This is a genomic window from Pseudomonas sp. 910_21, from assembly GCF_052850735.1.
The window spans coordinates 91174-114558 of record NZ_VXCY01000011.1; the positions used below are offsets into that span (position 1 = coordinate 91174).

The following is a 23385-nucleotide window of genomic DNA, read 5'->3' on the forward strand; positions in this document are numbered from 1 at the left end:
GCCGTTTAGAGCACGACCAGCACCGATGAGGACGAGGTAGGCACATGTATCAGTACGACGACTATGACCGGGCCCTGGTCTTTGAGCGGGTGGCGCAGTTTCGCGATCAGGTCGAGCGCTTCATGGGCGGCCAGCTGAGCGAAGAGGAATTCCTGCCCCTGCGCCTGCAGAACGGCCTGTATATGCAGAAGCACGCCTACATGCTGCGGGTGGCGATTCCCTACGGCACCCTGAGCGCCCGGCAGATGCGCACCCTGGCCAGCATCGCCCGGGACTTCGATCGCGGCTACGGCCACTTCACCACCCGGCAGAACCTGCAGTTCAACTGGATCGAGCTGGCCCAGGTGCCCGACATCCTGCAGCGCCTGGCCGAGGTGGAGATGCACGCCATCCAGACCTCCGGCAACTGTGTGCGCAACATCACCACCGAGGCTTTTGCCGGGGTTGCCGCCGATGAGTACCTGGACCCGCGCCCCCTGGCGGAGATCCTGCGCCAGTGGTCCACCATCAACCCTGAATTCCTGTTCCTGCCACGCAAGTTCAAGATCGCCATCTGCTCGGCCAAGCAGGACCGCGCGGCCATCATGATGCATGACATCGGTCTGTACCTTTACCGCGCCCGCAGCGGCGAAATGCTCCTGCGCGTGATTGTGGGCGGGGGCCTGGGGCGCACGCCGATCCTTGGCCTGCAGATTCGCGACGGGCTGCCCTGGCAGCACCTGCTGTCCTATGTCGAGGCGGTGCTGCGGGTCTACAACCGCTACGGCCGGCGTGACAACAAGTACAAGGCGCGGATCAAGATCCTGGTCAAGGCCCTGGGCATCGAGGCCTTCGCCAAGGAAGTGGAGGAGGAGTGGCAGCACCTCAAGGACGGCCCGGCGCAGCTCACTGACGCTGAGTACCAGCGGGTCGCCAGCGCCTTTGTGCCGCCGATCTACGAGCGCCTGGCGGACACCGATCTGGATTACGGCAGCCACCTGGCCGAGTCCCCAGCCTTCGCGCGCTGGGTGGCGCGCAATGTGCACCCGCACAAGGTGCCGGGTTACACCTGCGTGGTGCTGTCCACCAAACCGGGGCCAAGCTCGCCGCCGGGGGACGTCACCGGTCAGCAGATGGAGGCGGTGGCCGACTGGTCCGAGCGCTTCGGCTTCGGCGAAATCCGTATTGCCCATGAACAGAACATCGTCCTGCCGGATGTGCCCAAGTCGCAGCTGTTCGAGCTTTGGCAGTGTGCCAGCGAGCACGGCCTGGGCACCGCCAATGCCGGCTTGCTGACCGACATCATCGCCTGCCCGGGCGGCGACTTCTGCGCCCTGGCCAACGCCAGGTCACTGCCGATTACCCTGGCCATCCAGCAGCGCTTCGAGGACCTGGACTACCTCCACGACCTGGGGGATATCAGCCTGAACATTTCCGGCTGCATGAACGCCTGCGGCCACCACCACATCGGCAATATCGGCATCCTCGGGGTCGACAAGAACGGCAGCGAGTGGTTTCAGGTCACCCTGGGCGGCGCCAAGGGCCGTGACAGTGCTCTGGGCAAGGTGATCGGGCCGTCCTTCAGCGCCGAGGAAATCCCCGAAGTGATCGAGCGCATCATTGCCACCTTCGTGCGCTACCGCGAAAGCGACGAACCCTTCGTCGAAACCCTGCAGCGCATCGGCCTGGAGCCGTTCAAGGAGCGGGTCTATCCCAAGGCTGTGGAGGCGCTGGCATGAACAACCTGCTGCGTCTGCATGAGGGCGAAGCCCAATTGGTGGAGGACGATGCCTGGAGCCTGGTGCGCGGGGTCGACGATACGCTGCCCGACGGGCCGCTGATCCTGCCCCTGGCCCTGTGGCTGATGCGGCGCATCGAGCATCACCCGGCCCGGGACGGCGTATGGATCGGCCCGGATGACGAAGTGGAAAGCCTCAAGCCCTGGCTCAAGCTGATCCCGCTGATTGCCGTGGATTTTCCGAGTTTTCGTGATGGTCGGGGCTACAGCCAGGCCTACCTGTTGCGTACCCGCCTGGGCTGGATGGGCGAGTTGCGGGCCATTGGCGACGTGCTGCGCGATCAACTGAGCCATATGCGTCAGTGCGGCTTCGACAGCTTTGCCGTGCGTGAAGACAAGTGCGCCCAGGACGCCCTCAAGGGACTGGTGGGCATGAGCGTGCTCTATGGTCGCTCAGTGATCGAACCCCGCCCCCTGTTCCGCCGCCGCTAGGCGCCGGCTTGCCGGTAAAGGGCCCCGAAGATGGCGTTCTTCGGGTGCCCCCGGCGTCTTGCCATCTTTAAAAAACACCCGGCTCAGCAACAATCCTTTGGCTATACCTGTAATTCCCCTGGCCAGTTCCTGGCTGTTTCACCTACAGGAGTTACCCATGAAACTTGCATTGATGATCGGCACCGCGTGCCTTGCCTCTTTGGCAATGGTCGGCTGCTCCAGCAAAGTGACCCAGCCCGACGAGTATTCCGGGTTTCTCCAGGACTACAGCCGGCTCAAGGAGGCCAAGTCGCCCTCCGGGGTGGAGGTGATGCGTTGGATCGATCCCAAACTGGATGTAGGCCGGTACCGGGCGATCTATATCGAGCCCACCCAGTTCTACCCGCAGCCACAAGCCACAGCGAAGATTCCCCAGAGCACCCTCAACGGTATCAATCAGTATTACGACCAGGCCCTCAGGCGTGAGGCGGCCCGCAGCTTGCCCCTCGCCGAGGGCCCTGGTCCGGGCGTGGTGGTCGTACGGGCGGCGATCACTGCTGTCAGCAGTAAAACCGAAGGCCTGAAGCCGTATGAGATCATTCCCGTGGCCCTGGTGGCAGCGGCGGTCAGCACCGCCACCGGAATTCGCGACCAGGAAACCACGCTGGGCACCGAGGCGGTGTTTCTCGATGGCAGCAGTGGCAAAGTGATTGCTCAGGTGGTGCGCAAGGGCACCGGCAAGCCCCTGAAAAACGACACGCAAGTGATGAAGGCCGATGACGTGAAGAACGTCATCGACGGTTGGGCGGCGGACTTCCACCAGTCTTTTGCCAAGCTCAAGGCGCGTTAGGGCCTGATTGTCCGGCGGCGGCCAACAGGGGCTGCTGCCGCTTCAATAGTCCATCTGGGCCTGCTTGTTGTAGTAGCTGAGCAGCGAGTCGTAGGCCCGCATGACGGCGTGATAGTCCTCGCTCAGACGCTGTGGTGCAGCCTGTTTCTGCCAGTCCTGATGCAAGGCGAGCAAGGCTTGCTGGTAGCGCTGCGCTGGCCGCGTGATCTGGCTCCATAGGTAATAGGCCGGTTGGGTGCGGCTGCTCTGTGGTCGGTTGCGCAAGGGCTGGCCGGCATCCCAGGCCCGTTGCAGATCCTGGCTGGCTTGTGCCAGTTGTTCCGGGGTCAGGGTTTTCTCGCGCACGCCCTGGCTGATCTGCTCCACCGTGAGCCGCGCCTGGATCATGTAGTCCAGCAGGTGCCAGTGGATGTCCTGTCCAAGACGTTGCTCAAGCAGCCGCTGTTGCTCGCGTCGGGCGCCGATGTCTGCGCTCGCCAGGGCGTCACGCAGGTCGGCGGAGGCTTGCAGGTAGTGGTCGAACTTGGGTTGGAGCAGGGCAACAGTGGCTGTGTCTTCCTCGGCCGGCATGTAAGCGCCGGGTACGGCGCTGGAATGAGCGCGACGGGCAAGGTTGGCCTGGTGCAGCGCGTCGATGTAGCGCTCGGCAAGGCCGATCAGCGGGGCGTCGGGTTGCAGGTGGCGCAGTCGATAGAGCATGCGCGGTTCACAGTCGCGGGCGGGCAGGGTGTCCATGTCGGTCTTCGCGCCGTCTGCGAAGTCCTTGGCATTGTTCAGCAGATCGGCGAACGCCATGCGCCAGGCCGGTTGAGTGCCGTAGGTGTAATAGCCCAGGCGCCATGGCACATCGTATTGGTTGACGCAGTCGATCAGCGGCGCCCTGGCCGCAGCCTGGGCACTGGCGGCACTGTCCAGGCCGGCCAGCCACAGTTCGAAGCGGGCGATCGGGGCTCCGGCACCCAGGAGTGCAAACAAGCCAAAAATCAGCGCGCAACCGAAAATCAGCAATGGGCGTTGGCTCATGGCCGGTTCTCCTTGGGGTACCACTGTGCCTCGGTGGCCGGTGCTGCGCACTCGGGGACATTGGCCGGCATGCGCGCGCACAGGCGCTCGGTCCAGGGCTGCAGGCCCTGGTAACGCCCGGTGGTGTGGCGCTCGTCGAACCACTTGAGGGTGGCAATTGCCGCCACCAGCAGCACCAGTCCCGTGCCCAGCAGCAGGCGGCGCGGCCAGGGATTGATGCGTTGCCAGGCGTTCAGCGGGTCGATCTGGCGCTGACGGGCCAGGGCCACCAGCAGCAGGACCCCAAGATAAGTGATCGTGGCCACCGGGTGGACCGCCACGCCCAGCAGTCCGCCCAGCAGCGCTGCGGGCAACAGGTCGCGAATCAGTTGCACGCCGTGATAGGGCGTCCGGTGCCGAGGCAGGCGTTGGCTGAGGCGCTCGTCCCACTGGAACAGACGTTGGCTCAGGGGCCGCCAAAGTCGCTGCAGCCCTTCGCCTGCGGCGCACAAGCACAGAGCCCAGACCAGCGTCACTCCGACAATCTCCCAGGGACTGCTGTCTTGCCCGGCGTAATCGGCCATTGCGCCGGTGAGGCTGGCCAGAACCACGCCCAGGAGCATCGGCCAGCTGTTGATCGCGTGTTCCCAGTCCCGCCAGAAGTAGGGGTTGCTGGCGGGCATGCCGGCGGCGACTTCCGGGTAGTCTGCGGCCAGGCTTGCGGCCAGCGTGTGGCAGGCTTGCCAGTCCAGGCTGCCCAGCTGCCGGGCCCAGGCGCGGCGCTGACGGAAGCTCAGGGGCGCGAGCAACAAGCGTGCAGCACGGTGCTCCGGGGTGCTCGGCGGTTCGCTCGCCAGTTGTTGCTGGTGGGCCAGGTACAGCGGTGCCTGATGGCGTTTCAACAGGCGCGGCCAGAGCACTTCCGGGCAGTTGTCACCGGTATTGGTGTGCCAGCCTTGGCCGGCACAGACCGCCTGGAACACCGCCACCGACCAATAGGGGCTATTGGCCAGTGTCTGTGCCAGCCACTGGTTGAACCATTGTCGATGTTGCAGGTGGAGCAGCCAGGAATGGGCTGAACGCTGGGCGTAGGCCTGCAGGAACGCCGCTTCATCCTTGGCCTCCAGGGCTGCGGCCAGCGGCTCTTGCACTCGCTGATAGAGCTGTTGCTGCAACTCCAGCACCAGATATTCCGGCAGATCCAGGCGTTGCCAGGCACTCATCCAGCGCAGATGCTCGAAACCCCAGTGCAACACCGCGTCGGCCTGTGCCGGGTGTTCGACGCAATAGCGCAGCAGGGCCAGTTCGAACTCATAGGCGCATGCCTGCTCCTGGGCCTGCTCAAAGCGCTGGTCGAGCTGATCGACATGCAGCTCCTTGAGCAGGATAGCCACTCGCTGCACGGGTGAGAGCGCCAAGGTGACCGGCTCGTTGTCTGCCCAGGTCTCGACCGTCTCCAGGGTCTCGTTCTGTTGCTCCCAATCCTTATGGGCCAGTGCCTCTTCATAGGCGTCGCGCAAGCGCTGGAAACCTTGCGGATCTTCATCCGGGCGGGTCTGCTTCAGCAGCCTGGCGTAGTGGCGCTTGATGGTTCGGATGTCAGCGGTGGCCGGCAGGCCGAGTAGGGTCCAGCAGCTCATTGGGCGGTAAGACTCCGTGCAACCCGCAGCAGCATCCAGTGATGGATGGATGAAATTGCGCACCCTACCGGTTTCTCGGATAAAAGTCCCCGACTCGAATCCGTCTATTGAAAAGTGGGAAGGCCAGGGCGGTTCAGCGTTGGCCGTGTGGTGCGGTAAGGATCTCGTCTGCGCTGATTTGCTACGCCCGGAAGGTACGCTCCGAGTGGTATGGGACTGCTCGAAGGGAGTGAGCAACCTCAAGTGGATTGTTACTATAACCTTGTTCTTTGAGTGGTTTAGTTAATGTTGTTTATAGATTAAAAAAATCAATAAAAACAACTATTTATAGATTTATTCTAATCCTGTGTGTGATGTGTCTTTTAGTTGAGGAAGGAGCTTTCAGGTATGCCCGTAGTTGAACGCACGACTTTTCTGGCAGGTTGCAGTCCGGCTCAGGTGCTGGATTTCTGTCTTGAGGGGGTCAACTTTCCGAAGATCTTTCCCGAGCCCGTCACGCCCTTGGGGGGCATCGATCTCAACGATCTGCGCATCAGCGCCGGGCGCCAGTTCAGCTTCAGGCACTGGATGTGGGGTGTCATTCCGGCGAACTGGACGGTGGTCATCCGTGAGGTGAGCGACCGGCATTTTGTCGATGAAATGCTCAAGGGGCCGTTGCGAGCCTTTCGCCATGAGCATCGGGTGGAGGCTGCCGAAGGGGGAGCCCTGTACACCGACCGGGTGACCTATCGGGCCATTGGCGGTGCACCTTTGGAGCGGCTGGTGGTCAATCGCTACATGGCGCGTATTTTCGATGCCCGGCAGCGCAACATGGTGCGCTTGCTGAGCGTTGCGCCGTCTTCGTGATTCTCTGTGTGGATATCCAAGGAGCATGCCGTGAGCAAGAAAATTCTGGTGGTCCTGACCAGCGTGGCCAAATACCCGACCTTGAACCGTGCCACTGGCCTGTGGCTGGGGGAGGCGGTGCACTTTGTGAAAAAGGTCGAGGCGGCAGGGTTCGAGGTGGACTACGTCAGCCCCAAGGGCGGCTACGTGCCCATCGATCCCCATAGCCTGGCCATGGCTGACGACACCGACTGGCAGTGGTACCAGGACAGCGCTTTCATGAGCCGCCTGGGCGCGACCCTGAAGCCGGAGCAGGTCCGCTCAGAGGATTATGTGGCGATCTACTACACCGGCGGGCATGGCGTGGTCTGGGACTTTCCCGACAATGCTCGGTTGCAGGTCTTGAGCCGTGAAATCCATGAGCAGGGCGGTTATGTCAGTTCGGTCTGCCATGGCGCGGTGGGCTTGCTGAACATCAAGCTCAGCGATGGCTCGCTGCTGATTGCCGGCAAGCAGGTCACCGGGTTCTCCAATGAAGAGGAGAAGCTGGTCGAGCTGGACCAGTACGTGCCCTTCCTGACGGAAACCGAGCTGGTCAAGCGGGGTGCCCTGTACCAGAAGGCCGCCGCGCCCTGGGCACCGTTTGCCGTGCAAGACCAGCGAGTGATCACCGGGCAGAACCCGGCGTCCGGCGGCCCGGTAGCGGAGCTGCTGCTGGCGCACCTGTAGGAGCCGGCTTGCCGGCGAAGGGGCCCTTGAGCGTTGCGGTGCTCTTGCGGACGCCTTCGCTGGCAAGCCAGCTCCTACGATTACCGATTACCGATTACCGATTACCGATTACCGATTACCGATTACCGATCCACGATCCACGATCGGCGATCGGCGATCGGTAATCATTGCGCGGTCCGCCTGGGCGCTGTTGCAGCGGTTTGTTGGACAATTTATCCGCCCGACAATAGGTGCCCGCGCTGTTTCATGCTTAACTTCGGCCTCTCAACAATTTCTCATTGCTGTTCCATCATCACTGTTCAATAAAGGACTCCGTTCATGGCTCAAGTCACTCTCAAAGGCAATCCGGTTCAGGTCAACGGCCAGCTGCCGCAAGTGGGTTCCAAGGCTCCTGCGTTCTCCCTGGTAGGCGCGGGTCTGGCCGATGTTTCCCTGAGCAGCCTCGCCGGCAAGCGTAAAGTGCTGAACATCTTCCCAAGCGTCGACACCCCAACCTGCGCTACCTCGGTACGCAAGTTCAACGCTCAGGCCAACGAGCTGGCTAACACTGTGGTGCTGTGCATCTCTGCCGACCTGCCATTCGCCCAGGCCCGTTTCTGCGGCGCCGAAGGCCTGGAAAACGTGCAGAACCTGTCGACCCTGCGCGGTCGTGAGTTCATCGAGAACTACGGTGTCGCCATTGCCGACGGCCCACTGGCCGGCCTGACGGCCCGCGCCGTGGTGGTGCTGGACGAAAACGACAAAGTGCTGCACAGCGAACTGGTCAAGGAAATCGCTGAAGAGCCGAACTACGACGCGGCCTTGGCCGTACTCAAGTAACAGCCTTTACAATTATTCACGGCCTGGCCCTGTCCAGGCCGTTTTTATTTGTGCTTCAGTGGCTTAGCGCCGCACCTTAAAACGTCAGTCAAAGGTAAATTGCCGGTAAAGGCGCTTTGCTAAAACAGCTCTAGTGCTTATCTTTCAGCCTTCTCAAGAAGACTCCCACGCGCCCAATGGTTGATCACTCCATGCAATCCTCTGCTCCCCGCAACTCCCGTCGCTGGCTGTTCGGCCTGTTCGTCCTGCTGTTGGTCGTGGGCTTGTGCTGGAAATTCTGGCCGGCCAGTACCCATCAGGAGGCTGCCGGGCAGAAAGCCGCGACCGGGCATAACGGGCGCAGTGGCAGCGTGCGTCCCGGTTTCGGCGGCGCCAGCGGACCGATTCCGGTGCGCGTATCGCCGGTGACTCAGGGCGACTTCCCGCTGTACTACAAGGCCCTGGGCACGGTGACGGCACTCAACACCATCAATGTGCGCAGCCGGGTCGCGGGGGAGCTGGTCAAGATCAACTTCGAGGAAGGGCAGATGGTCAAGGCCGGCGACCTGCTGGCACAGATCGATCCGCGGCCCTATCAGAATGCCTTGCTCCAGGCCGAGGGCACCTTGCTGCAGAATCAGGCCCAGCTGAAGAACGCCCAGGTCGACCTTGAGCGTTATCGCGGCCTGTACGCCCAGGACAGTATCGCCAAACAGACCCTGGACACCGCTGCGGCGCTGGTGGGCCAGTACCAGGGCACGGTCAAGACCAATCAGGCGGCGGTCAACGACGCCAAGCTCAACCTTGAATTCACCAACATCCGTGCGCCCATCGCCGGTCGCCTGGGCCTGCGCCAACTGGACGTCGGCAACCTGGTGGCCGCCAACGACACCACGGCGCTGGTGATCATCACCCAGACCCAGCCGATCAGCGTGGCCTTCACCCTGCCGGAAAACAGCCTGGAAACCGTGCTCAAGCGTTACCACAGCGGCGCCAAACTGGCGGTGGAAGCCTGGGACCGTGGCGACGTGAAACTGCAAGCCAGCGGCGTGCTGCAAAGCCTGGACAACCAGATCGACACCACCACCGGCACCCTGAAGTTCAAGGGGCGCTTCGATAACCGTGACCAGGGCCTGTTCCCCAATCAGTTCGTCAATGTGCGGCTGCTGGCCGACACCCTGAAGAACGTGGTGCTGGCACCTTCGGCAGCGATCCAGTTCGGCACCAACGGTACCTTCGTCTACGCCATGGACGGTGATAACAAGGTGAAGATCCGTCAGTTGCAGGTGGGTGACAGCAACGGCGACCTGACGGTGATCAAGGACGGTCTCAAGGCCGGTGACCGGGTGGTGATGGAAGGCACCGACCGCCTCAAGGATGGCAGCGAGGTGGAAGTGGTCAACGACAGCAGCGAAGTGCCCACCACCCCCACCGAACACCTGCAGGGCAAGCCCGCCGGTGCGCCGGCAGCGGATGGCAAGCCGGTTGATGGCAAGGCGCAAAAGGTCGGCGCATGAATTTCTCGCGGCTGTTCATCCTTCGTCCGGTAGCCACCACCCTGAGCATGCTGGCCATTGTCCTGGCCGGCCTGATCGCCTATCGCCTGTTGCCGGTCTCGGCCTTGCCCCAGGTGGATTACCCGACCATCCGGGTCATGACCCTGTACCCCGGGGCCAGCCCGGACGTGATGACCAGCGCGGTCACCGCGCCCCTGGAGCGTCAGTTCGGGCAGATGCCCGGCCTGACCCAGATGGCCTCCACCAGTTCCGGCGGCGCCTCGGTGCTGACCCTGCGGTTCAGCCTCGACATCAATATGGACGTGGCCGAGCAACAGGTGCAGGCGGCCATCAACGCGGCCACCAACCTGCTGCCCAAGGATCTGCCGGCCCCGCCGGTGTACAACAAGGTCAACCCGGCGGACACCCCGGTGCTGACCCTGGCCATCACCTCCAAGACCATGCTGTTGCCCAAGCTCAATGACTTGGTGGACACCCGCATGGCACAGAAGATTGCCCAGATCAGCGGCGTCGGCATGGTCAGTATCGCCGGTGGCCAGCGCCAGGCAGTGCGGATCAAGGTCAACCCTGAAGCCCTGGCGGCCAACGGCCTGAACCTGGCGGATGTGCGCACCTTGATTGCCGCGTCCAACGTCAACCAGCCCAAGGGCAACTTCGACGGCCCGACCCGGGTCTCGATGCTCGATGCCAACGACCAGCTGACCTCGCCCAAGGATTACGCCGAGCTGATCCTGGCCTATAAGAACGGCGCACCGCTGCGCCTGAAGGATGTGGCCGAGATCGTCGACGGCGCCGAGAACGAGCGCCTCGCGGCCTGGGCCAACGAGAACCAGGCGGTGCTGCTCAATATCCAGCGCCAGCCCGGGGCCAACGTGATCGAGGTGGTGGACCGGATCAAGGCGCTGCTGCCGAGCATCACCGACAACCTGCCGGCGGGCCTGGACGTCACGGTGCTCACCGACCGCACCCAGACCATCCGCGCCTCGGTCACCGATGTGCAGCACGAACTGTTTATCGCCATTGCCCTGGTGGTGATGGTGACCTTCCTCTTTCTGCGTCGGGCCAGCGCCACCCTCATTCCATCGATTGCCGTGCCGCTGTCGCTGATCGGCACCTTCGGCGTGATGTACCTGGCCGGTTTTTCGGTGAACAACCTGACCCTGATGGCCCTGACCATCGCCACCGGTTTTGTGGTGGACGATGCCATCGTCATGCTGGAGAACATCTCGCGCTTCATCGAGGAGGGCGACAGCCCGATGCAGGCGGCGCTCAAGGGTGCCAAGCAGATCGGCTTTACCCTGATCTCCCTGACCCTGTCGCTGATCGCGGTGCTGATCCCGCTGCTGTTCATGGCCGACGTGGTGGGCCGGCTGTTCCGTGAATTTGCCATCACTCTGGCCGTGGCGATCCTGATTTCCCTGGTGGTGTCCCTGACCCTGACCCCGATGATGTGCGCGCGGCTGCTCAAGCGTGAGCCCAAGCCTGAAGAGCAGGGGCGCTTCTATCGCGCCAGCGGGGCCTGGATCGACTGGTTGATCGAAAGCTACGGGCGCAAGTTGCAGTGGGTGCTCAAGCACCAGTTCCTGACCCTGATGGTGGCCGTCGGCACCCTGGGCTTGACTGTGTTGCTCTATCTGGTGGTGCCCAAGGGCTTCTTCCCGGTGCAGGACACTGGGGTCATCCAGGGGATTTCCGAGGCGCCGCAGTCGGTGTCCTTCGCCGCCATGAGCCAACGCCAGCAAGACTTGGCGAAGATCATCCTGCAGGACCCGGCGGTGCAAAGCCTGTCGTCCTACATCGGCGTCGACGGCGACAACGCCACCCTCAACAGTGGGCGCTTGCTGATCAACCTCAAGCCTCACAGCCAGCGTGATCTGAGCGCGACCCAGGTGATCGCGCGGATCCAGCCCGAGGTGGACAAGCTGCTGGGCATCCGCCTGTTCATGCAGCCGGTGCAGGATTTGACCATCGAAGACCGGGTCAGTCGTACCCAGTACCAGTTCAGCCTGTCGTCGCCGGACGCCGAGCTGCTGAGCCTGTGGAGCAATCGTCTGGTGGAAGCCCTGGCGCAACGTCCGCAGCTCACCGACGTGGCCAGCGACCTGCAGGACAAGGGCTTGCAGGTGTATCTGGTGATCGACCGCGATGCGGCGTCCCGGGTCGGGGTTTCGGTGTCGAACATCACCGACGCCCTGTACGACGCCTTCGGCCAGCGCCAGATTTCCACCATCTACACCCAGGCCAGCCAGTACCGGGTGGTGCTCCAGGCCCAGGCCGGGGAGCGCATCGGACCCCAGGCCCTGGAGCAGATCCACGTCAAGACCACCGACGGCGGGCAAGTGCGGCTGTCGAGCCTGGCCCATGTCGAGGAGCGCCAGGCGCAACTGGCCATCGCCCATATCGGCCAGTTCCCGGCGGTGATGATGTCCTTCAACCTGGCGCCCGGTGTAGCCCTGGGGGAGGCGGTGAATGTCATCGAGCAGGTGCAGCAGGAGATCGGCATGCCGGTAGGGGTGCAGACCCGCTTCCAGGGCGCGGCGGAGGCTTTCCAGGCCTCGCTGTCGAGCACTTTGCTGCTGATCCTGGCGGCGGTGGTGACCATGTACATCGTCCTCGGGGTGCTCTATGAGAGCTACATCCACCCGATCACCATCCTCTCCACCTTGCCCTCGGCGGCGGTGGGGGCCTTGCTGGCGCTGATTCTCAGCGGCAACGACCTGGGCATGATCGCCATCATCGGCATCATCCTGCTGATCGGCATCGTCAAGAAGAACGCGATCATGATGATCGACTTCGCCCTCGACGCCGAACGCCACCAGGGCATGGCCCCGGAACAGGCCATCTATCAGGCGGCGCTGCTGCGCTTCCGACCGATCCTGATGACCACCCTGGCCGCGCTGTTTGGTGCGGTGCCGCTGATGCTGGCCACCGGTTCCGGTGCCGAACTGCGCCAGCCCCTGGGCCTGGTGATGGTGGGCGGCCTGTTGGTGAGTCAGGTGCTGACCCTGTTCACCACGCCGGTGATCTACCTGTACTTCGACCGCCTGGGTCGGCGCTTCGGCAAGCGTGAAGACGCCCAAGAGGTGGAGGCATGACGGGCCGCAGTAAGCCTCAAGCCTGGGGCGTTCAGCCATGAACCTGTCCGGACCGTTCATCAAGCGCCCGGTGGCGACCATGCTCCTGAGTCTGGCGATCATGTTGCTGGGCGGCGTGAGCTTCGGCCTGCTGCCGGTGGCGCCGCTGCCGCAGATGGACTTCCCGGTGATCGTGGTCCAGGCCAGCCTGCCCGGGGCCAGTCCCGAGGTCATGGCGTCCACCGTGGCCACGCCCCTGGAGCGCTCCTTCGGCGCCATCGCCGGGGTCAACACCATGAGCAGCCGTTCCAGCCAGGGTTCGACCCGGGTGATCCTGCAGTTCGACCTGGACCGCGACATCAACGGTGCCGCCAGGGAAGTGCAGGCGGCCATCAACGCTTCGCGCAACCTGTTGCCCAGCGGCATGCGCAGCATGCCCACCTACAAGAAGGTCAACCCGTCCCAGGCGCCGATCATGGTGCTGTCCCTGACCTCCGATGTGCTGGAGAAGGGCCAGCTCTACGACCTGGCCTCGACCATCCTGTCCCAGAGCCTGTCCCAGGTGCAGGGCGTGGGCGAGGTGCAGGTGGGCGGTAGCTCCTTGCCGGCGGTGCGCGTCGAGTTGGAGCCGCAGTTGCTCAACCAGTACGGCGTGGCCCTGGACGATGTGCGCAACGCCATTGCCAACGCCAATCAGCGCCGGCCCAAGGGTTCGGTGGAAGATGACCAGCGGCTGTGGCAGATCCAGGCCAACGACCAGTTGGAAAAGGCCCGCGACTACGAGCCGCTGATCATCCACTACAACAATGGCGCGGCCCTGCGGCTCAAAGACGTGGCCAAGGTCACCGACGGCGTGGAAGACCGCTACAACAGCGGTTTCTTCAACGACGATGCGGCGGTGCTGCTGGTGATCAACCGCCAGGCCGGGGCCAACATCATCGAGACGGTGAACGAGATCAAGGCCCAGTTGCCGGCGTTGCAGGCGGTGCTGCCGGCCAGCGTCAAGCTCAACCTGGCCATGGATCGCTCGCCGGTGATCAAGGCCACCCTGCACGAGGCGGAGATGACCCTGTTGATCGCCGTGGCGCTGGTGATCCTGGTGGTGTTCCTGTTCCTCGGCAACTTCCGCGCTTCGGTGATCCCGACCCTGGCGGTGCCGGTGTCCCTGGTGGGCACTTTCGCCATCATGTACCTGTACGGTTTCTCCCTGAACAACCTGTCGCTGATGGCGCTGATCCTCGCCACCGGGCTGGTGGTGGACGATGCCATCGTGGTCCTGGAGAACATTTCCCGGCATATCGACGAAGGTATCGCGCCGATGAAAGCGGCGTACCTGGGGGCCAAGGAGGTGGGCTTCACCCTGCTGTCGATGAACGTGTCGCTGGTGGCGGTGTTTCTCTCGATCCTGTTCATGGGCGGGATCATCGAGAGCCTGTTTCGTGAGTTCTCCATCACCCTGGCGGCGGCCATCGTCGTCTCCCTGGTGGTGTCCCTGACCCTGACCCCGATGCTCTGCGCCCGCTGGCTCAAGCCCCACACCCCGGGTCAGGAAAACGCCCTGCAACGCTGGAGCCGGCGCAGCAACGAGTGGATGGTGGGCAAGTACGCCACCAGCCTGGACTGGGTGCTGCGGCACAGGCGCCTGACCCTGCTCAGCCTGTTGCTGACCATCGGCGTCAACGTGGCCCTGTACGTGGTGGTGCCCAAGACTTTCATGCCCCAGCAGGACACCGGCCAGTTGATCGGCTTTGTCCGTGGCGACGATGGCCTGTCCTTCAGCGTGATGCAGCCGAAGATGGAGATCTTCCGTCGTGCGGTGCTCAAGGACTCGGCAGTGGAAAGCGTGGCCGGCTTCATCGGTGGCAGCAACGGCACCAACAACGCGTTCATGCTGGTGCGCCTCAAACCGATCAAGGAACGCAATATCTCGGCGCAGAAGGTCATCGAACGGCTGCGCAAGGAAATGCCCAAGGTGGCCGGCGCCCAGTTGATGCTGATGGCCGACCAGGACCTGCAGTTCGGCGGCGGCCGCGAGCAGACCACCTCGCAGTATTCCTACATTCTGCAAAGCGGCGACCTGGGCGAGCTGCGCCAGTGGTACCCGAAAGTGGTCACTGCGCTGCGGGCCCTGCCGGAGCTCACGGCGATCGATGCCCGGGAAGGCCACGGTGCCCAGCAAGTGACCCTGATGGTGGACCGCGACCAGGCCAAGCGCCTGGGGGTGGACATGGACATGGTTACCGCCGTGCTCAACAACGCCTACAGCCAGCGGCAGATCTCCACCATCTACGACAGCCTCAACCAGTATCAGGTGGTGATGGAGGTCAACCCGAAATATGCCCAGGACCCGATTACCCTGAATCAGGTGCAGGTGATCACCGCCGATGGGGCGCGGATTCCGCTGTCGGCCATCGCTCACTATGAAAACAGCCTGGAAGACGACCGGGTCAGCCACGAAGGGCAGTTCGCTTCGGAAAGCATTTCCTTCGACATGGCCGAAGGCGTGACGGTGGAGCAGGGCACCGCCGCCATCGAACGGGCGATCGCCAAGCTGGGCATGCCCGAGGACGTGATCGTCAAGATGGCCGGCACCGCCGATGCCTTCGCCGCCACCCAGAAGAGCCAGCCGTTCATGATCCTCGGCGCGCTGCTGGCGGTGTATCTGGTGCTTGGGGTGCTCTATGAAAGCTACATCCACCCGCTGACCATCCTCTCCACCTTGCCTTCGGCCGGGGTCGGCGCCTTGCTTTCGATCTACGTGCTGGGCGGCGAGTTCAGCCTGATCTCGTTGTTGGGGCTGTTCCTGCTGATCGGGGTGGTGAAGAAGAACGCGATCCTGATGATCGACCTGGCGCTGCAACTGGAGCGCCACCACGGGATGGACCCGCTGCAATCGATCCGCAGTGCCTGCCTGCAGCGCCTGCGGCCAATCCTGATGACCACCCTGGCGGCGATTCTCGGTGCCTTGCCCCTGTTGCTGGGCAACGCCGAAGGCTCGGAAATGCGCCAGCCCCTGGGCCTGACCATCATTGGCGGCCTGGTCTTCAGTCAGATCCTGACCCTTTACACCACCCCGGTGGTCTACCTCTATCTCGATCGCCTGCGCCACAAGTTCAACCACTGGCGTGGGGTCCGTACCGATGCTGCTCTGGAAACGCCGCTATGACCGACCATTCGTCCCGTCCTGTTTCTCCGCTGTCCGCCCAGCGCCTGGCCATGGCCCGGGGGTCGCGGGCCTTGAGCCTGGGCCTGTGCGTGCTGCTGCTCAGCGCCTGCGCCATCGGTCCCGACTACCAACGGCCCCAGGTGGCCGAACCGGTGCAATACAAGGAGGCCCAGGGCTGGCGTCAGGCCAACCCCAGCGATGCCCTGGCCCGTGGCGCCTGGTGGGAGCTGTACGGTGACACGCAGCTCAACGGCTTGATCGAGAAGCTCAACAGCTCCAACCAGAGCGTCGCCCAGTCGGAAGCGCAATACCGTCAGGCCCAGGCCCTGGTCCGCAGTTCCCGTGGGGCGTTCTTTCCCAGTGTCGACCTGAGCGCCGGCAAGACCCGGGCCAGCCAGGGTACTGGCAGCAGCAGTTCGGCCCTCAGCAGCTCCAGCAGCGGTATTCGCGACACCTACAACACCCAGTTGGGGGTGAGTTGGGAGGCGGACGTCTGGGGCAAGCTGCGCCGCGGCCTGGAAGCCAACGAAGCCAGCGCCGAGGCGAGCTTTGCCGATCTGGCGGCCATGCGCCTGAGCCAGCAGTCGGAGCTGGTGCAGAACTACCTGCAGCTGCGAGTGATCGATCAGCAGAAGCGCTTGCTGGAAGCCACGGTGGCGGCCTACCAGCGGTCCCTGACCATGACCCAGAATCAGTATCAGGCCGGGGTGTCCGGCAAGGATGCAGTCGCCCAGGCCCAGACCCAGCTGAAAAGCACCCAGGCCGACCTGATCGACCTGATCTGGCAGCGGGCGCAGTTCGAGAACGCCATCGCGGTGCTGATCGGTGTGCCGCCGGCCGAGTTCAACCTGGCAGAAAACACCCGTATTCCCGGCTTGCCCCAGGTACCCCTGGCGGTGCCCTCGCAACTGCTGGAGCGGCGTCCGGACATTGCCTCGGCTGAGCGTTCGGTGATCGCCGCCAACGCCAATATCGGTGTGGCCAAGGCCGCCTACTACCCCGACTTGACCCTGAGCCTGGCCGGTGGCTACAGCAGCAGTACCTACGCCGACTGGATCAGCCTGCCGAACCGGTTCTGGTCGGTGGGGCCCAAGCTCGCCATGACCCTGTTCGACGGTGGCCAGCGCTCGGCGGAAGTGGATCGCACTGAAGCGGCCTACGACCAGACCGTGGCCAAGTACCGACAGACCGTGCTCGACGGTTTCCGCGAGGTGGAGAACTACATGGTCCAGCTCAAGGTCCTGGAAGACGAGGCCCAGGTGCGTCAGCAGGCCCTGGATTCGGCACGGGAGGCCCTGCGCCTGACCGAGAACCAGTACAAGGCCGGATTGATCGCCTACCTGGACGTGGTCACCAGCCAGACCACCGCCTTGAGCAACGAGCGCAGCGTCCTCAGTCTGCTGCAGAGCCGGTTGATTGCCAGTGTGCAATTGATCGCCGCCATGGGCGGTGGCTGGGATGGTCAGTTGCAGGCCGACGAGCGGAAATAGGCCCGGGGGAAGCTAGCGAACCCGGTTTCCTGCCACCCTTGCAAGGCAAGGCCCTGCGACGAGCGCTGCCTTGCCTGCTGCAATGGGCTTCAAATGAGTGAGTCGATATCCAGATGGTAGGGCGCTCCCGCTACATGGCCGCCCAGCAACTCGGCTATCGCTTGTTCAGAGTCGTCGACTGGCGGCGCCATCATCGCCAATTGCTCCTGCACGGTGTTTTCCGGGTGATCCAGCCAACGCGGCAGGCCTTCGGCCAGCAATTGCGTTTGACCGGCGAAAGCACCGTACACATCGCTTTCGTCGATCCTGGTAACGCTCAATTCACGCAGACGTTGACGAGTCATGTCCAACGCATTGATTTCATTGCGCAGCCTGTCGACTGCGAGCACGCTCTGTTGAGAGCGCAGGTAGGCATCGGGCCGCCCCCACAGGCTGCGGTCCAGATCACGCAATTGCTGGGTGATACTGCCCAATGCCCCATCGATCCGACTGAACTCCCGCTCGGTCACCAAGGGGCGTTTGAACGCCTGTGACTCCTGCCAACGGCGCAGGGTGGCCCAGCAGTGAGGGATATAGCTGACGACCATCTTGTGATCGGCGTTATCCAGCAGTTGCCGCAGGAGCGAGCCACGCACCGGCAGGCCGTCGACTTCTTGCAAGACTCTGGCACAGCCCTGATCGAGAATGGTGCTACAACCTGGCGCCCAGAGAATCGCCGATGTGCGCCCTGAGCCAAAATCCACCGGCAGAAAGTGGCGCAACGTGCCGTGGTGGGCGTAGGGCTCGCCGGTAAAATTGATCAACCCGGTAATGAACAACGCCAAGCCCACCGGAGCATTGAACACCGTCACCGCCCCACGCGCCGCCAGCACCTTGGGCTTGGAAGTGCTCATCCAGGTGGCGGGGACACTCGGTACCGGATCGTTATGATTGACAAAGCGGTGGTGCACCAGGGCTTCGGCACCGCTGACAAAACGGGTATCGCCGACCCTTGGGCTGCCATAGGTGTAGAGCAGAATATTCGCTTCGTAGCGCTTACTCCGCCGCAGCATCTCGGAGAGTATCAGCGCCACGGCCCCGCCCAGGCTGTGCCCGGTGATCACGAGCTTTTGCCCGTTGTAGAATTTGTCCAGATAGCGGGCAACAAACCCGTAGGCCACTTTGGCCGCGCCATAAAAACCGTTATGCACCTTGCCTTCGCCCTCCTCGAAGGGCACTTGCTCGGCGTCCATATCACGCAACGCATCGGCCTTTTCCGCAGTGCCGCGCACGGCAATCAGAATCAGCTCTTCGTGATGGGTGATATAGGCCTGGGTGTCCGTGCCGTCCTTATCCTGGCCGTCATCAAAGAAATGAATGTTGGCCGGGTTTTCCTGGGCTTCCCCCAGGCTCGGGTGATTGACCTCGGGGTACAACTGCGGGTCGAACGGGACAATTTCCAGGCGCCTGGAGTAAGGCACCTCTTCATACAGCGGGTAATAGGCTTTGCCGCCGGCCTGGTCGGCATCGACCTGCCACAACTCGGCAAAGGTCGGCAGCACGGCGCCAAACCAGTTACCGCTGCTGGGTTGCCCCGGAAAACTCACTCGCGGGCTATCCACCGGGTGAAAGCGCGGCTCTTGACCAAACCCGCTGTAACTCAAGGTCGCCAGCAGCGCCAGTTGGTAGAGGTTGAGCGCGCAAAACTGCGCGCCGGTCGACAGCATCGGCCGCAAGGCCCGCAGCGGTCGGACCTCCAGCACATGGTGGCGGTTGGGCAGCAAGGCAATGCCCTGCACCTTGGGCGACGGCGGGGCAAACCCCAGGTCAGCCATTGCACTGTCGGTCGACCTGTCGCCCTGCGCTGCCCCGCCATCGAGGAAACCCGTGGCCTGGGGCGGCTGTCGAAACAGCGAGTACACATGCCGATTGGGGGGAAAGTATCGCTCGACCATGGACGGCAAGTGGGCGTCATGCTCCACCAGCTCACGCACTTCGACCTGATAAAAACTGCCAGCCTCGGCTTGCGCCGGGTTGCTGCGAGTACGAGCCCCATCCTTGTTGAAAAACCGGGTGCTCTCGGCACGGACTTGTAGCTCGGTGATGGGGAGTGGGTAGTGCTTTCTCTCTTTCAAACGTACATATGTCTTGTCTTGCCCTTCGTAGGGCCGACTCAGTTTGAGCAGCACAGGTCCACAGTAGTGGTCCTCTACGCGACCCACGCCGTTGGCATCCAATCTGCCGGTATAGGTGACGTCTTCGTAATCAGTCGCTTCATAGGCCAGCCCCGCATAAGGCTTACCGTCACCGAACTCATCCACCAACTGAAAACTGGTCGCCTGGCCGCGCAATGGGCAGGTGTACATACGCCCCTCCATGGAGGGACCATCACCGGGCGGTAAAGACTTGAAGCTCATGGGCTCACTTCCTTGTTTTCACTACAGCCAGGGTAAATGCTGCAAATACGGCCATCGGGCATTCTGAAGGTGCTGAAATCGGTGTAGTTGCCGAAGCAAAAAGCATCTTGATCTTCAAAGTTATCGCCCATGCAACGCTTCCAACCACCCGGCACCTTGATCCACGTGTCTCCCATATAGGGTTCTTCCTCATCCGCCAACTTGATTTTCAAACGCACGGTTTTACCCGGCAGTTGGTCCAGGGTGTAAGCCGCAAAGGGTTGTCCTCGGGTCACCTTGCCCTGGGCATCGGTGCTTTTGCAGGTGAGGATTTTCGTGATGTAGCGCTTAGGGCCAATCGTCCGAAACAACCACTGACACTGACCTAGAATTTCACTTTCACCGGCAGCGTTGAAGGTGCCTCTATCAGCACTGTTCAAGTATTCACGCACCAGAATTTTTCCAAAGTCGCGGGTAAAGTCCCACCGGTCCTTGCCATAAGTCCCATTGATATAGAACTCAACGTACTGCAACACCAATGGGCAGCCGCTCACGGTTCTGCGCAGCACTATTTCGGAGTCGCGGGTATAGCTTTCCTGCCACTTTCTATTGATGCCGATTCGGGTGTTTTTACCACCCGGCACGCTGCATGTTTCGCCTGGAGCCGGAACGTAAGCAGCTGTGGCTTCGTAAGCGAAGTCCACGGGCAAGTCGGCGCTCAAGGTAAAGCTGTCTGACTGGCCTATGGCCGAGCAGCCCATTGCCGAACCCAGGCAGCCAGTGAGGAACAAGCGTTGAACAAGCGTTTTCATACCGGCTCCTCACCCTGCCAATACAGGGCTTCCTGATAGAGGCGCGCAAAGTGTTGCGCCGGGGTTTCGTTGGGCTTGGGTTGCCAGGATGCAGGCGGGGCGTAACCCGGCGCTCGCAGGCTTTGGGTCAGCAGGAAATAGATTGCGTCGGGCTCCTGCCACTCCCACGTTCGGGCCAGATCGAGCTGGGTTCGCAGCCAGACATCGATGTTCTGCTGCTCGGCAAGCCCCGCCAGTGGCTCCGTGTGTTGGCGCATGAGATAACGACGGGTATTGTCAAACTGCACCGCGGCGTAGGTGGCTTGTGGAGTGGGTATGTTCAGCCACGCTGGCTCAGCTGGCAGCGGATGAGTCCCGGGAGCGGGGTTATCGGTGACCTTCCATTGCTCGGTTTGCCAGTAGCACACACTGGCCATGGGCCCCAGGTAGCCGGAATAGTCTTCGGGCTGTAGAACAGCCAGGGCACGTCCCAGCACACGATTGTCGTGAAAACGGTACAGGGCTTGATTTGGGGGCTCGCCCGTTACCAATCGGTCTCGCCAATGTTGAGTCAGGGTATCCAGGTCGCTGTCCGAACCGCTGGCCAGCCAGCCCCAATCAGGCTCAAGCACCTTGATCAGGGCAAGCACCACTGGATGGTTCACCTGATCGATCTGAAACAGGTAAGGCCCAGCGCTTGCCAATGAGTGCGCCGGGGTTCCGAGATAAACCTCACGAAAGCGTTCGTTGCCCAGTTCCGCCACCAGAGCATCGCGTTCTTGCCGTTTACCATCGGAGTCCAGCAGCAGATAGATGCACCGCCCCATTCGGGATTGTTCATACCGCCATTGTTCGGGCGTATTCATGCAAGCTCTCCTGTATCGCACAGTCCCCGGCGACAGGCTTCGCACAATGGGCAGAGATCCAGGGACTGTTGCTTGCTCGCGTGCATGATGGAAAGTGGGTTGTCGATGATTGCCTGTGGCGTATCCGTCAAGGCCTTCAGGGCTTGCAGCGCTGCGAAACCCGCCAACGGCGCCCCCCCAACCACAATCGGCACGCTGCTGAAGATCCCGCCCGAGCTGATGACAATATGCTGCCCACCCGCCTGAAGGGTCAGGCTCGTACCGGCATCGATCACCACGTTGGCGGCGTTGACCCGGGCCTGGGCGCCGGCCTGGATCACCAAAGTCCCCGCCGCGGTGGTGCTGGCGCTGCCGCTGATGGAAAGCAGCTCATCACCGACAATCACGGTGTTGCGCGCGCCTTGGGTGGTGTGGGTTTCATCGCCCTGGATCAGGCTTGAGCTGTTGCCATCGACCTGCTCGGAACGGTCGTTGCCGATCAGGCTATGGCTGTCCTGGGTGATTTGCTCACGGCGCGAATGGCCAATGCGGGTGTCGCTGTCGTTGAGGATCAGTTGTTCGAGATCCCGTTGCGCCCGCAGGAAGATCTTCTCCTGCCCGGCCCGGTCCTCGATCATCAGTTCGTTGTAGCCGCCACTGTTGGGGGTGCTGTGGCTACGCAGCACGGTCCGGCTTTGGTTCGCCGGCAAGGGATAGGGCACCGGAGTCGCCTTGTTGACCACACAACCGGTGATCAAGGGCTGGTCGGGGTCGCCTTCAAGGTAGGTTACCACCACCTCCATGCCGATCCGGGGAATGGTCACTGCACCAAAGCTCTCCCCAGCCCAACTGGATGAAACCCGCAACCAGCAACTGCTTTTGTCGCTATTGAGTTCTGCTCGGTCCCAGGGCAACTCGACGCGGACCCTGCCATGAGCATCACAGAAAATCTCATGGTCCACAGGCCCGGTGACCCGTGCGGTCTGGCTCACCAGCAACGGTCTGCGCTTGGGCAGTGGTGGGCGCACAGGTACATCCCAGGGAATGGCCCTGAACTGGTTGCGGTAACCCTGAGTAAAACCTCCGTCAGCCGCAGAGTCGTGAGTGATGGCTTCTTCGAGGGCCTGAGGCTGCTTGCCGGTGTGATGAACGCTGAGCAGCAGCCACAAATCGTTGCAGGCGCGGCGCGGATGCTCGCTCAAGGTAAAGAAATGACCACTGCGCAAGGTCGGCTGGTCACTCTCGCCTTCGGCCAACTGGTAGTCGGCGCGATGACTTTCCAGGGCGCGCTGAGTGAGATGCTTGCCACGTGCCTCGGCCGGCATCGACAGCGGATAGCGATAGTCCTCGAGCAGCGGACCCTGTTGACTGGCGTGCCGGCTTTCCAGCAAACGGCTTGGCCGCTCAAGGTCATAGTCACGGCGCGTGACCGCACGGGTGCGGGTGCTGAAGCGCTGGGAAAAACGCCTGATGACTGGGTGATCGGCGACGGTGCCGCTGCCGGGTTGAAAGGGCGTGACGCCGAGCTTGGGGAACCAGGTTTGATCCTCGCTGAACACCAGCAGGTGATCATCGATCGAGTGCTGGTGGTGCCAGGTGATTCCTTCCTCGGCGCACAGGCGCTGGATGAACTCAAAATCGCTTTCAGCGTATTGGGTGCAGTATTCGCGCTGTGGGGCATTGCCGATATGAAAGGTAAACACATCCGGCAAAATGCCATGCTCCTGGAGCACTTGAGCCACGATCTGCGGCACCGTCAGGTGCTGGAAAATCCGCTGGTTGTGACTGAACTGCAGGTAATGCAGCGCTGGCACCAGGGTCAGGTGGTAATGAGTCAGGCGCGTGCCGGACTCACCCACCTTCACCTCCTCGATGCGGCCATGCAGGCCCTCGCCGTTGAGGCTCAAGCGCAGAAAGGCGGGCTGGCAGAGCAGGCTTTGCAGATCGAAATCGGGTTTTTCGCTGACCAGTTCAACGTGGATCGCATACAAGGCGCTGATGGCTTCGAGGCCATCAAAGGCCAGCACTTGGAAATCGTGGCGGACGGAGGGAATAAAAAGCTCGAACTGTGCAGAGTCGGCCGGCGCGAACATGA

At 62.5% G+C, this 23385-nt stretch carries 16 protein-coding genes; 10 read left to right on the forward strand and 6 right to left on the reverse strand.

Features of this window, described 5'->3' with window-relative positions; all coding sequences use genetic code 11:
• Positions 1–44: 44 nt before the first annotated feature.
• The 3 genes from FW796_RS28770 to FW796_RS28780 all read left to right on the forward strand — a co-directional run bounded on the left by FW796_RS28770 (position 45) and on the right by FW796_RS28780 (position 3038).
• Entirely contained in the window at positions 45–1718 is a 1674-nt protein-coding gene (locus FW796_RS28770) for a nitrite/sulfite reductase (RefSeq protein ID WP_346634277.1), read from the forward strand.
• A complete protein-coding gene (locus tag FW796_RS28775) occupies positions 1715–2209 on the forward strand; it encodes a DUF934 domain-containing protein (RefSeq protein WP_346634278.1) in 495 nt (164 codons plus the stop codon). The genes FW796_RS28770 and FW796_RS28775 overlap by 4 nt, the downstream gene beginning before the upstream one ends.
• A 157-nt stretch (positions 2210–2366) precedes the next feature.
• Positions 2367–3038, forward strand: coding sequence for a DUF3313 domain-containing protein (locus FW796_RS28780; protein ID WP_346634279.1), 672 nt, complete (start codon positions 2367–2369; stop codon positions 3036–3038).
• Between the two features lie 42 nt (positions 3039–3080).
• Here the strand turns inward: FW796_RS28780 and FW796_RS28785 are convergent, their stop codons facing one another.
• Together FW796_RS28785 and FW796_RS28790 are read right to left on the reverse strand one after the other, a co-directional pair.
• Positions 3081–4061 (reverse strand): DUF3829 domain-containing protein, encoded by a 981-nt coding sequence (locus tag FW796_RS28785; protein WP_446440486.1) that lies wholly within the window; start codon positions 4059–4061, stop codon positions 3081–3083.
• Positions 4058–5680: a J domain-containing protein gene (locus FW796_RS28790; RefSeq protein ID WP_404936955.1), complete on the reverse strand. Its 1623-nt coding sequence runs from the start codon at positions 5678–5680 to the stop codon at positions 4058–4060. The genes FW796_RS28785 and FW796_RS28790 overlap by 4 nt, the downstream gene beginning before the upstream one ends.
• A gap of 387 nt (positions 5681–6067) precedes the next feature.
• Here FW796_RS28790 and FW796_RS28795 point away from each other — a divergent pair, with 387 nt between their 5' ends.
• From FW796_RS28795 to FW796_RS28825, 7 genes are all read left to right on the forward strand, one after another.
• Positions 6068–6526, forward strand: a complete 459-nt coding sequence (locus tag FW796_RS28795; RefSeq protein WP_346634282.1) for an SRPBCC family protein — start codon at positions 6068–6070, stop codon at positions 6524–6526.
• Positions 6527–6556: 30 nt separating this feature from the next.
• Complete coding sequence (locus tag FW796_RS28800; RefSeq protein WP_446440487.1) at positions 6557–7234, forward strand: type 1 glutamine amidotransferase domain-containing protein; 678 nt, start codon at positions 6557–6559, stop codon at positions 7232–7234.
• A gap of 318 nt (positions 7235–7552) precedes the next feature.
• Positions 7553–8053 (forward strand): thiol peroxidase, encoded by a 501-nt coding sequence (gene tpx / locus FW796_RS28805; protein WP_123725341.1) that lies wholly within the window; start codon positions 7553–7555, stop codon positions 8051–8053.
• A gap of 176 nt (positions 8054–8229) precedes the next feature.
• Positions 8230–9549: an MdtA/MuxA family multidrug efflux RND transporter periplasmic adaptor subunit gene (locus FW796_RS28810; protein ID WP_446440488.1), complete on the forward strand. Its 1320-nt coding sequence runs from the start codon at positions 8230–8232 to the stop codon at positions 9547–9549.
• The gene (locus FW796_RS28815; protein WP_346634285.1) at positions 9546–12644 is read left to right on the forward strand and encodes an MdtB/MuxB family multidrug efflux RND transporter permease subunit; all 3099 of its coding nucleotides are present in this window, start codon (positions 9546–9548) and stop codon (positions 12642–12644) included. Before FW796_RS28810 ends, FW796_RS28815 begins: the two co-directional genes overlap by 4 nt.
• A gap of 37 nt (positions 12645–12681) precedes the next feature.
• Positions 12682–15789 (forward strand): efflux RND transporter permease subunit, encoded by a 3108-nt coding sequence (locus FW796_RS28820; protein WP_446440489.1) that lies wholly within the window; start codon positions 12682–12684, stop codon positions 15787–15789.
• Positions 15786–17279, forward strand: coding sequence for an efflux transporter outer membrane subunit (locus FW796_RS28825; protein WP_446440490.1), 1494 nt, complete (start codon positions 15786–15788; stop codon positions 17277–17279). The genes FW796_RS28820 and FW796_RS28825 overlap by 4 nt, the downstream gene beginning before the upstream one ends.
• An 89-nt stretch (positions 17280–17368) precedes the next feature.
• On the opposite strand, the gene FW796_RS28830 is transcribed toward FW796_RS28825, so the two are convergent.
• Genes FW796_RS28830 through tssI form a run of 4 tightly spaced genes read right to left on the reverse strand, consistent with a single transcriptional unit; the run spans position 17369 to position 23383 of the window.
• A complete protein-coding gene (locus FW796_RS28830; protein ID WP_446440491.1) occupies positions 17369–19675 on the reverse strand; it encodes a lipase family protein in 2307 nt (768 codons plus the stop codon).
• The gene (locus tag FW796_RS28835; RefSeq protein ID WP_446440492.1) at positions 19672–20466 is read right to left on the reverse strand and encodes a hypothetical protein; all 795 of its coding nucleotides are present in this window, start codon (positions 20464–20466) and stop codon (positions 19672–19674) included. The genes FW796_RS28830 and FW796_RS28835 overlap by 4 nt, the downstream gene beginning before the upstream one ends.
• Positions 20463–21311, reverse strand: coding sequence for a DUF4123 domain-containing protein (locus FW796_RS28840; protein ID WP_446440493.1), 849 nt, complete (start codon positions 21309–21311; stop codon positions 20463–20465). The genes FW796_RS28835 and FW796_RS28840 overlap by 4 nt, the downstream gene beginning before the upstream one ends.
• Positions 21308–23383, reverse strand: a complete 2076-nt coding sequence (gene tssI / locus FW796_RS28845) for a type VI secretion system tip protein TssI/VgrG (RefSeq protein ID WP_446440494.1) — start codon at positions 23381–23383, stop codon at positions 21308–21310. Before tssI ends, FW796_RS28840 begins: the two co-directional genes overlap by 4 nt.
• Between the last annotated feature and the right edge of the window lie 2 nt (positions 23384–23385).

Bases quoted from the DNA above. Each gene is read 5' to 3' on its own strand.
- FW796_RS28770 (WP_346634277.1), top strand. From the start codon at position 45: ATGTATCAGTACGACGACTATGACCGGGCCCTGGTCTTTGAGCGGGTG.
- FW796_RS28775 (WP_346634278.1), top strand. From the start codon at position 1,715: ATGAACAACCTGCTGCGTCTGCATGAGGGCGAAGCCCAATTGGTGGAG.
- FW796_RS28780 (WP_346634279.1), top strand. From the start codon at position 2,367: ATGAAACTTGCATTGATGATCGGCACCGCGTGCCTTGCCTCTTTGGCA.
- FW796_RS28785 (WP_446440486.1), bottom strand. From the start codon at position 4,061: ATGAGCCAACGCCCATTGCTGATTTTCGGTTGCGCGCTGATTTTTGGC.
- FW796_RS28790 (WP_404936955.1), bottom strand. From the start codon at position 5,680: ATGAGCTGCTGGACCCTACTCGGCCTGCCGGCCACCGCTGACATCCGA.
- FW796_RS28795 (WP_346634282.1), top strand. From the start codon at position 6,068: ATGCCCGTAGTTGAACGCACGACTTTTCTGGCAGGTTGCAGTCCGGCT.
- tpx (WP_123725341.1), top strand. From the start codon at position 7,553: ATGGCTCAAGTCACTCTCAAAGGCAATCCGGTTCAGGTCAACGGCCAG.
- FW796_RS28810 (WP_446440488.1), top strand. From the start codon at position 8,230: ATGGTTGATCACTCCATGCAATCCTCTGCTCCCCGCAACTCCCGTCGC.
- FW796_RS28815 (WP_346634285.1), top strand. From the start codon at position 9,546: ATGAATTTCTCGCGGCTGTTCATCCTTCGTCCGGTAGCCACCACCCTG.
- FW796_RS28820 (WP_446440489.1), top strand. From the start codon at position 12,682: ATGAACCTGTCCGGACCGTTCATCAAGCGCCCGGTGGCGACCATGCTC.
- FW796_RS28825 (WP_446440490.1), top strand. From the start codon at position 15,786: ATGACCGACCATTCGTCCCGTCCTGTTTCTCCGCTGTCCGCCCAGCGC.
- FW796_RS28830 (WP_446440491.1), bottom strand. From the start codon at position 19,675: ATGAGCTTCAAGTCTTTACCGCCCGGTGATGGTCCCTCCATGGAGGGG.
- FW796_RS28835 (WP_446440492.1), bottom strand. From the start codon at position 20,466: ATGAAAACGCTTGTTCAACGCTTGTTCCTCACTGGCTGCCTGGGTTCG.
- FW796_RS28840 (WP_446440493.1), bottom strand. From the start codon at position 21,311: ATGAATACGCCCGAACAATGGCGGTATGAACAATCCCGAATGGGGCGG.
- tssI (WP_446440494.1), bottom strand. From the start codon at position 23,383: ATGTTCGCGCCGGCCGACTCTGCACAGTTCGAGCTTTTTATTCCCTCC.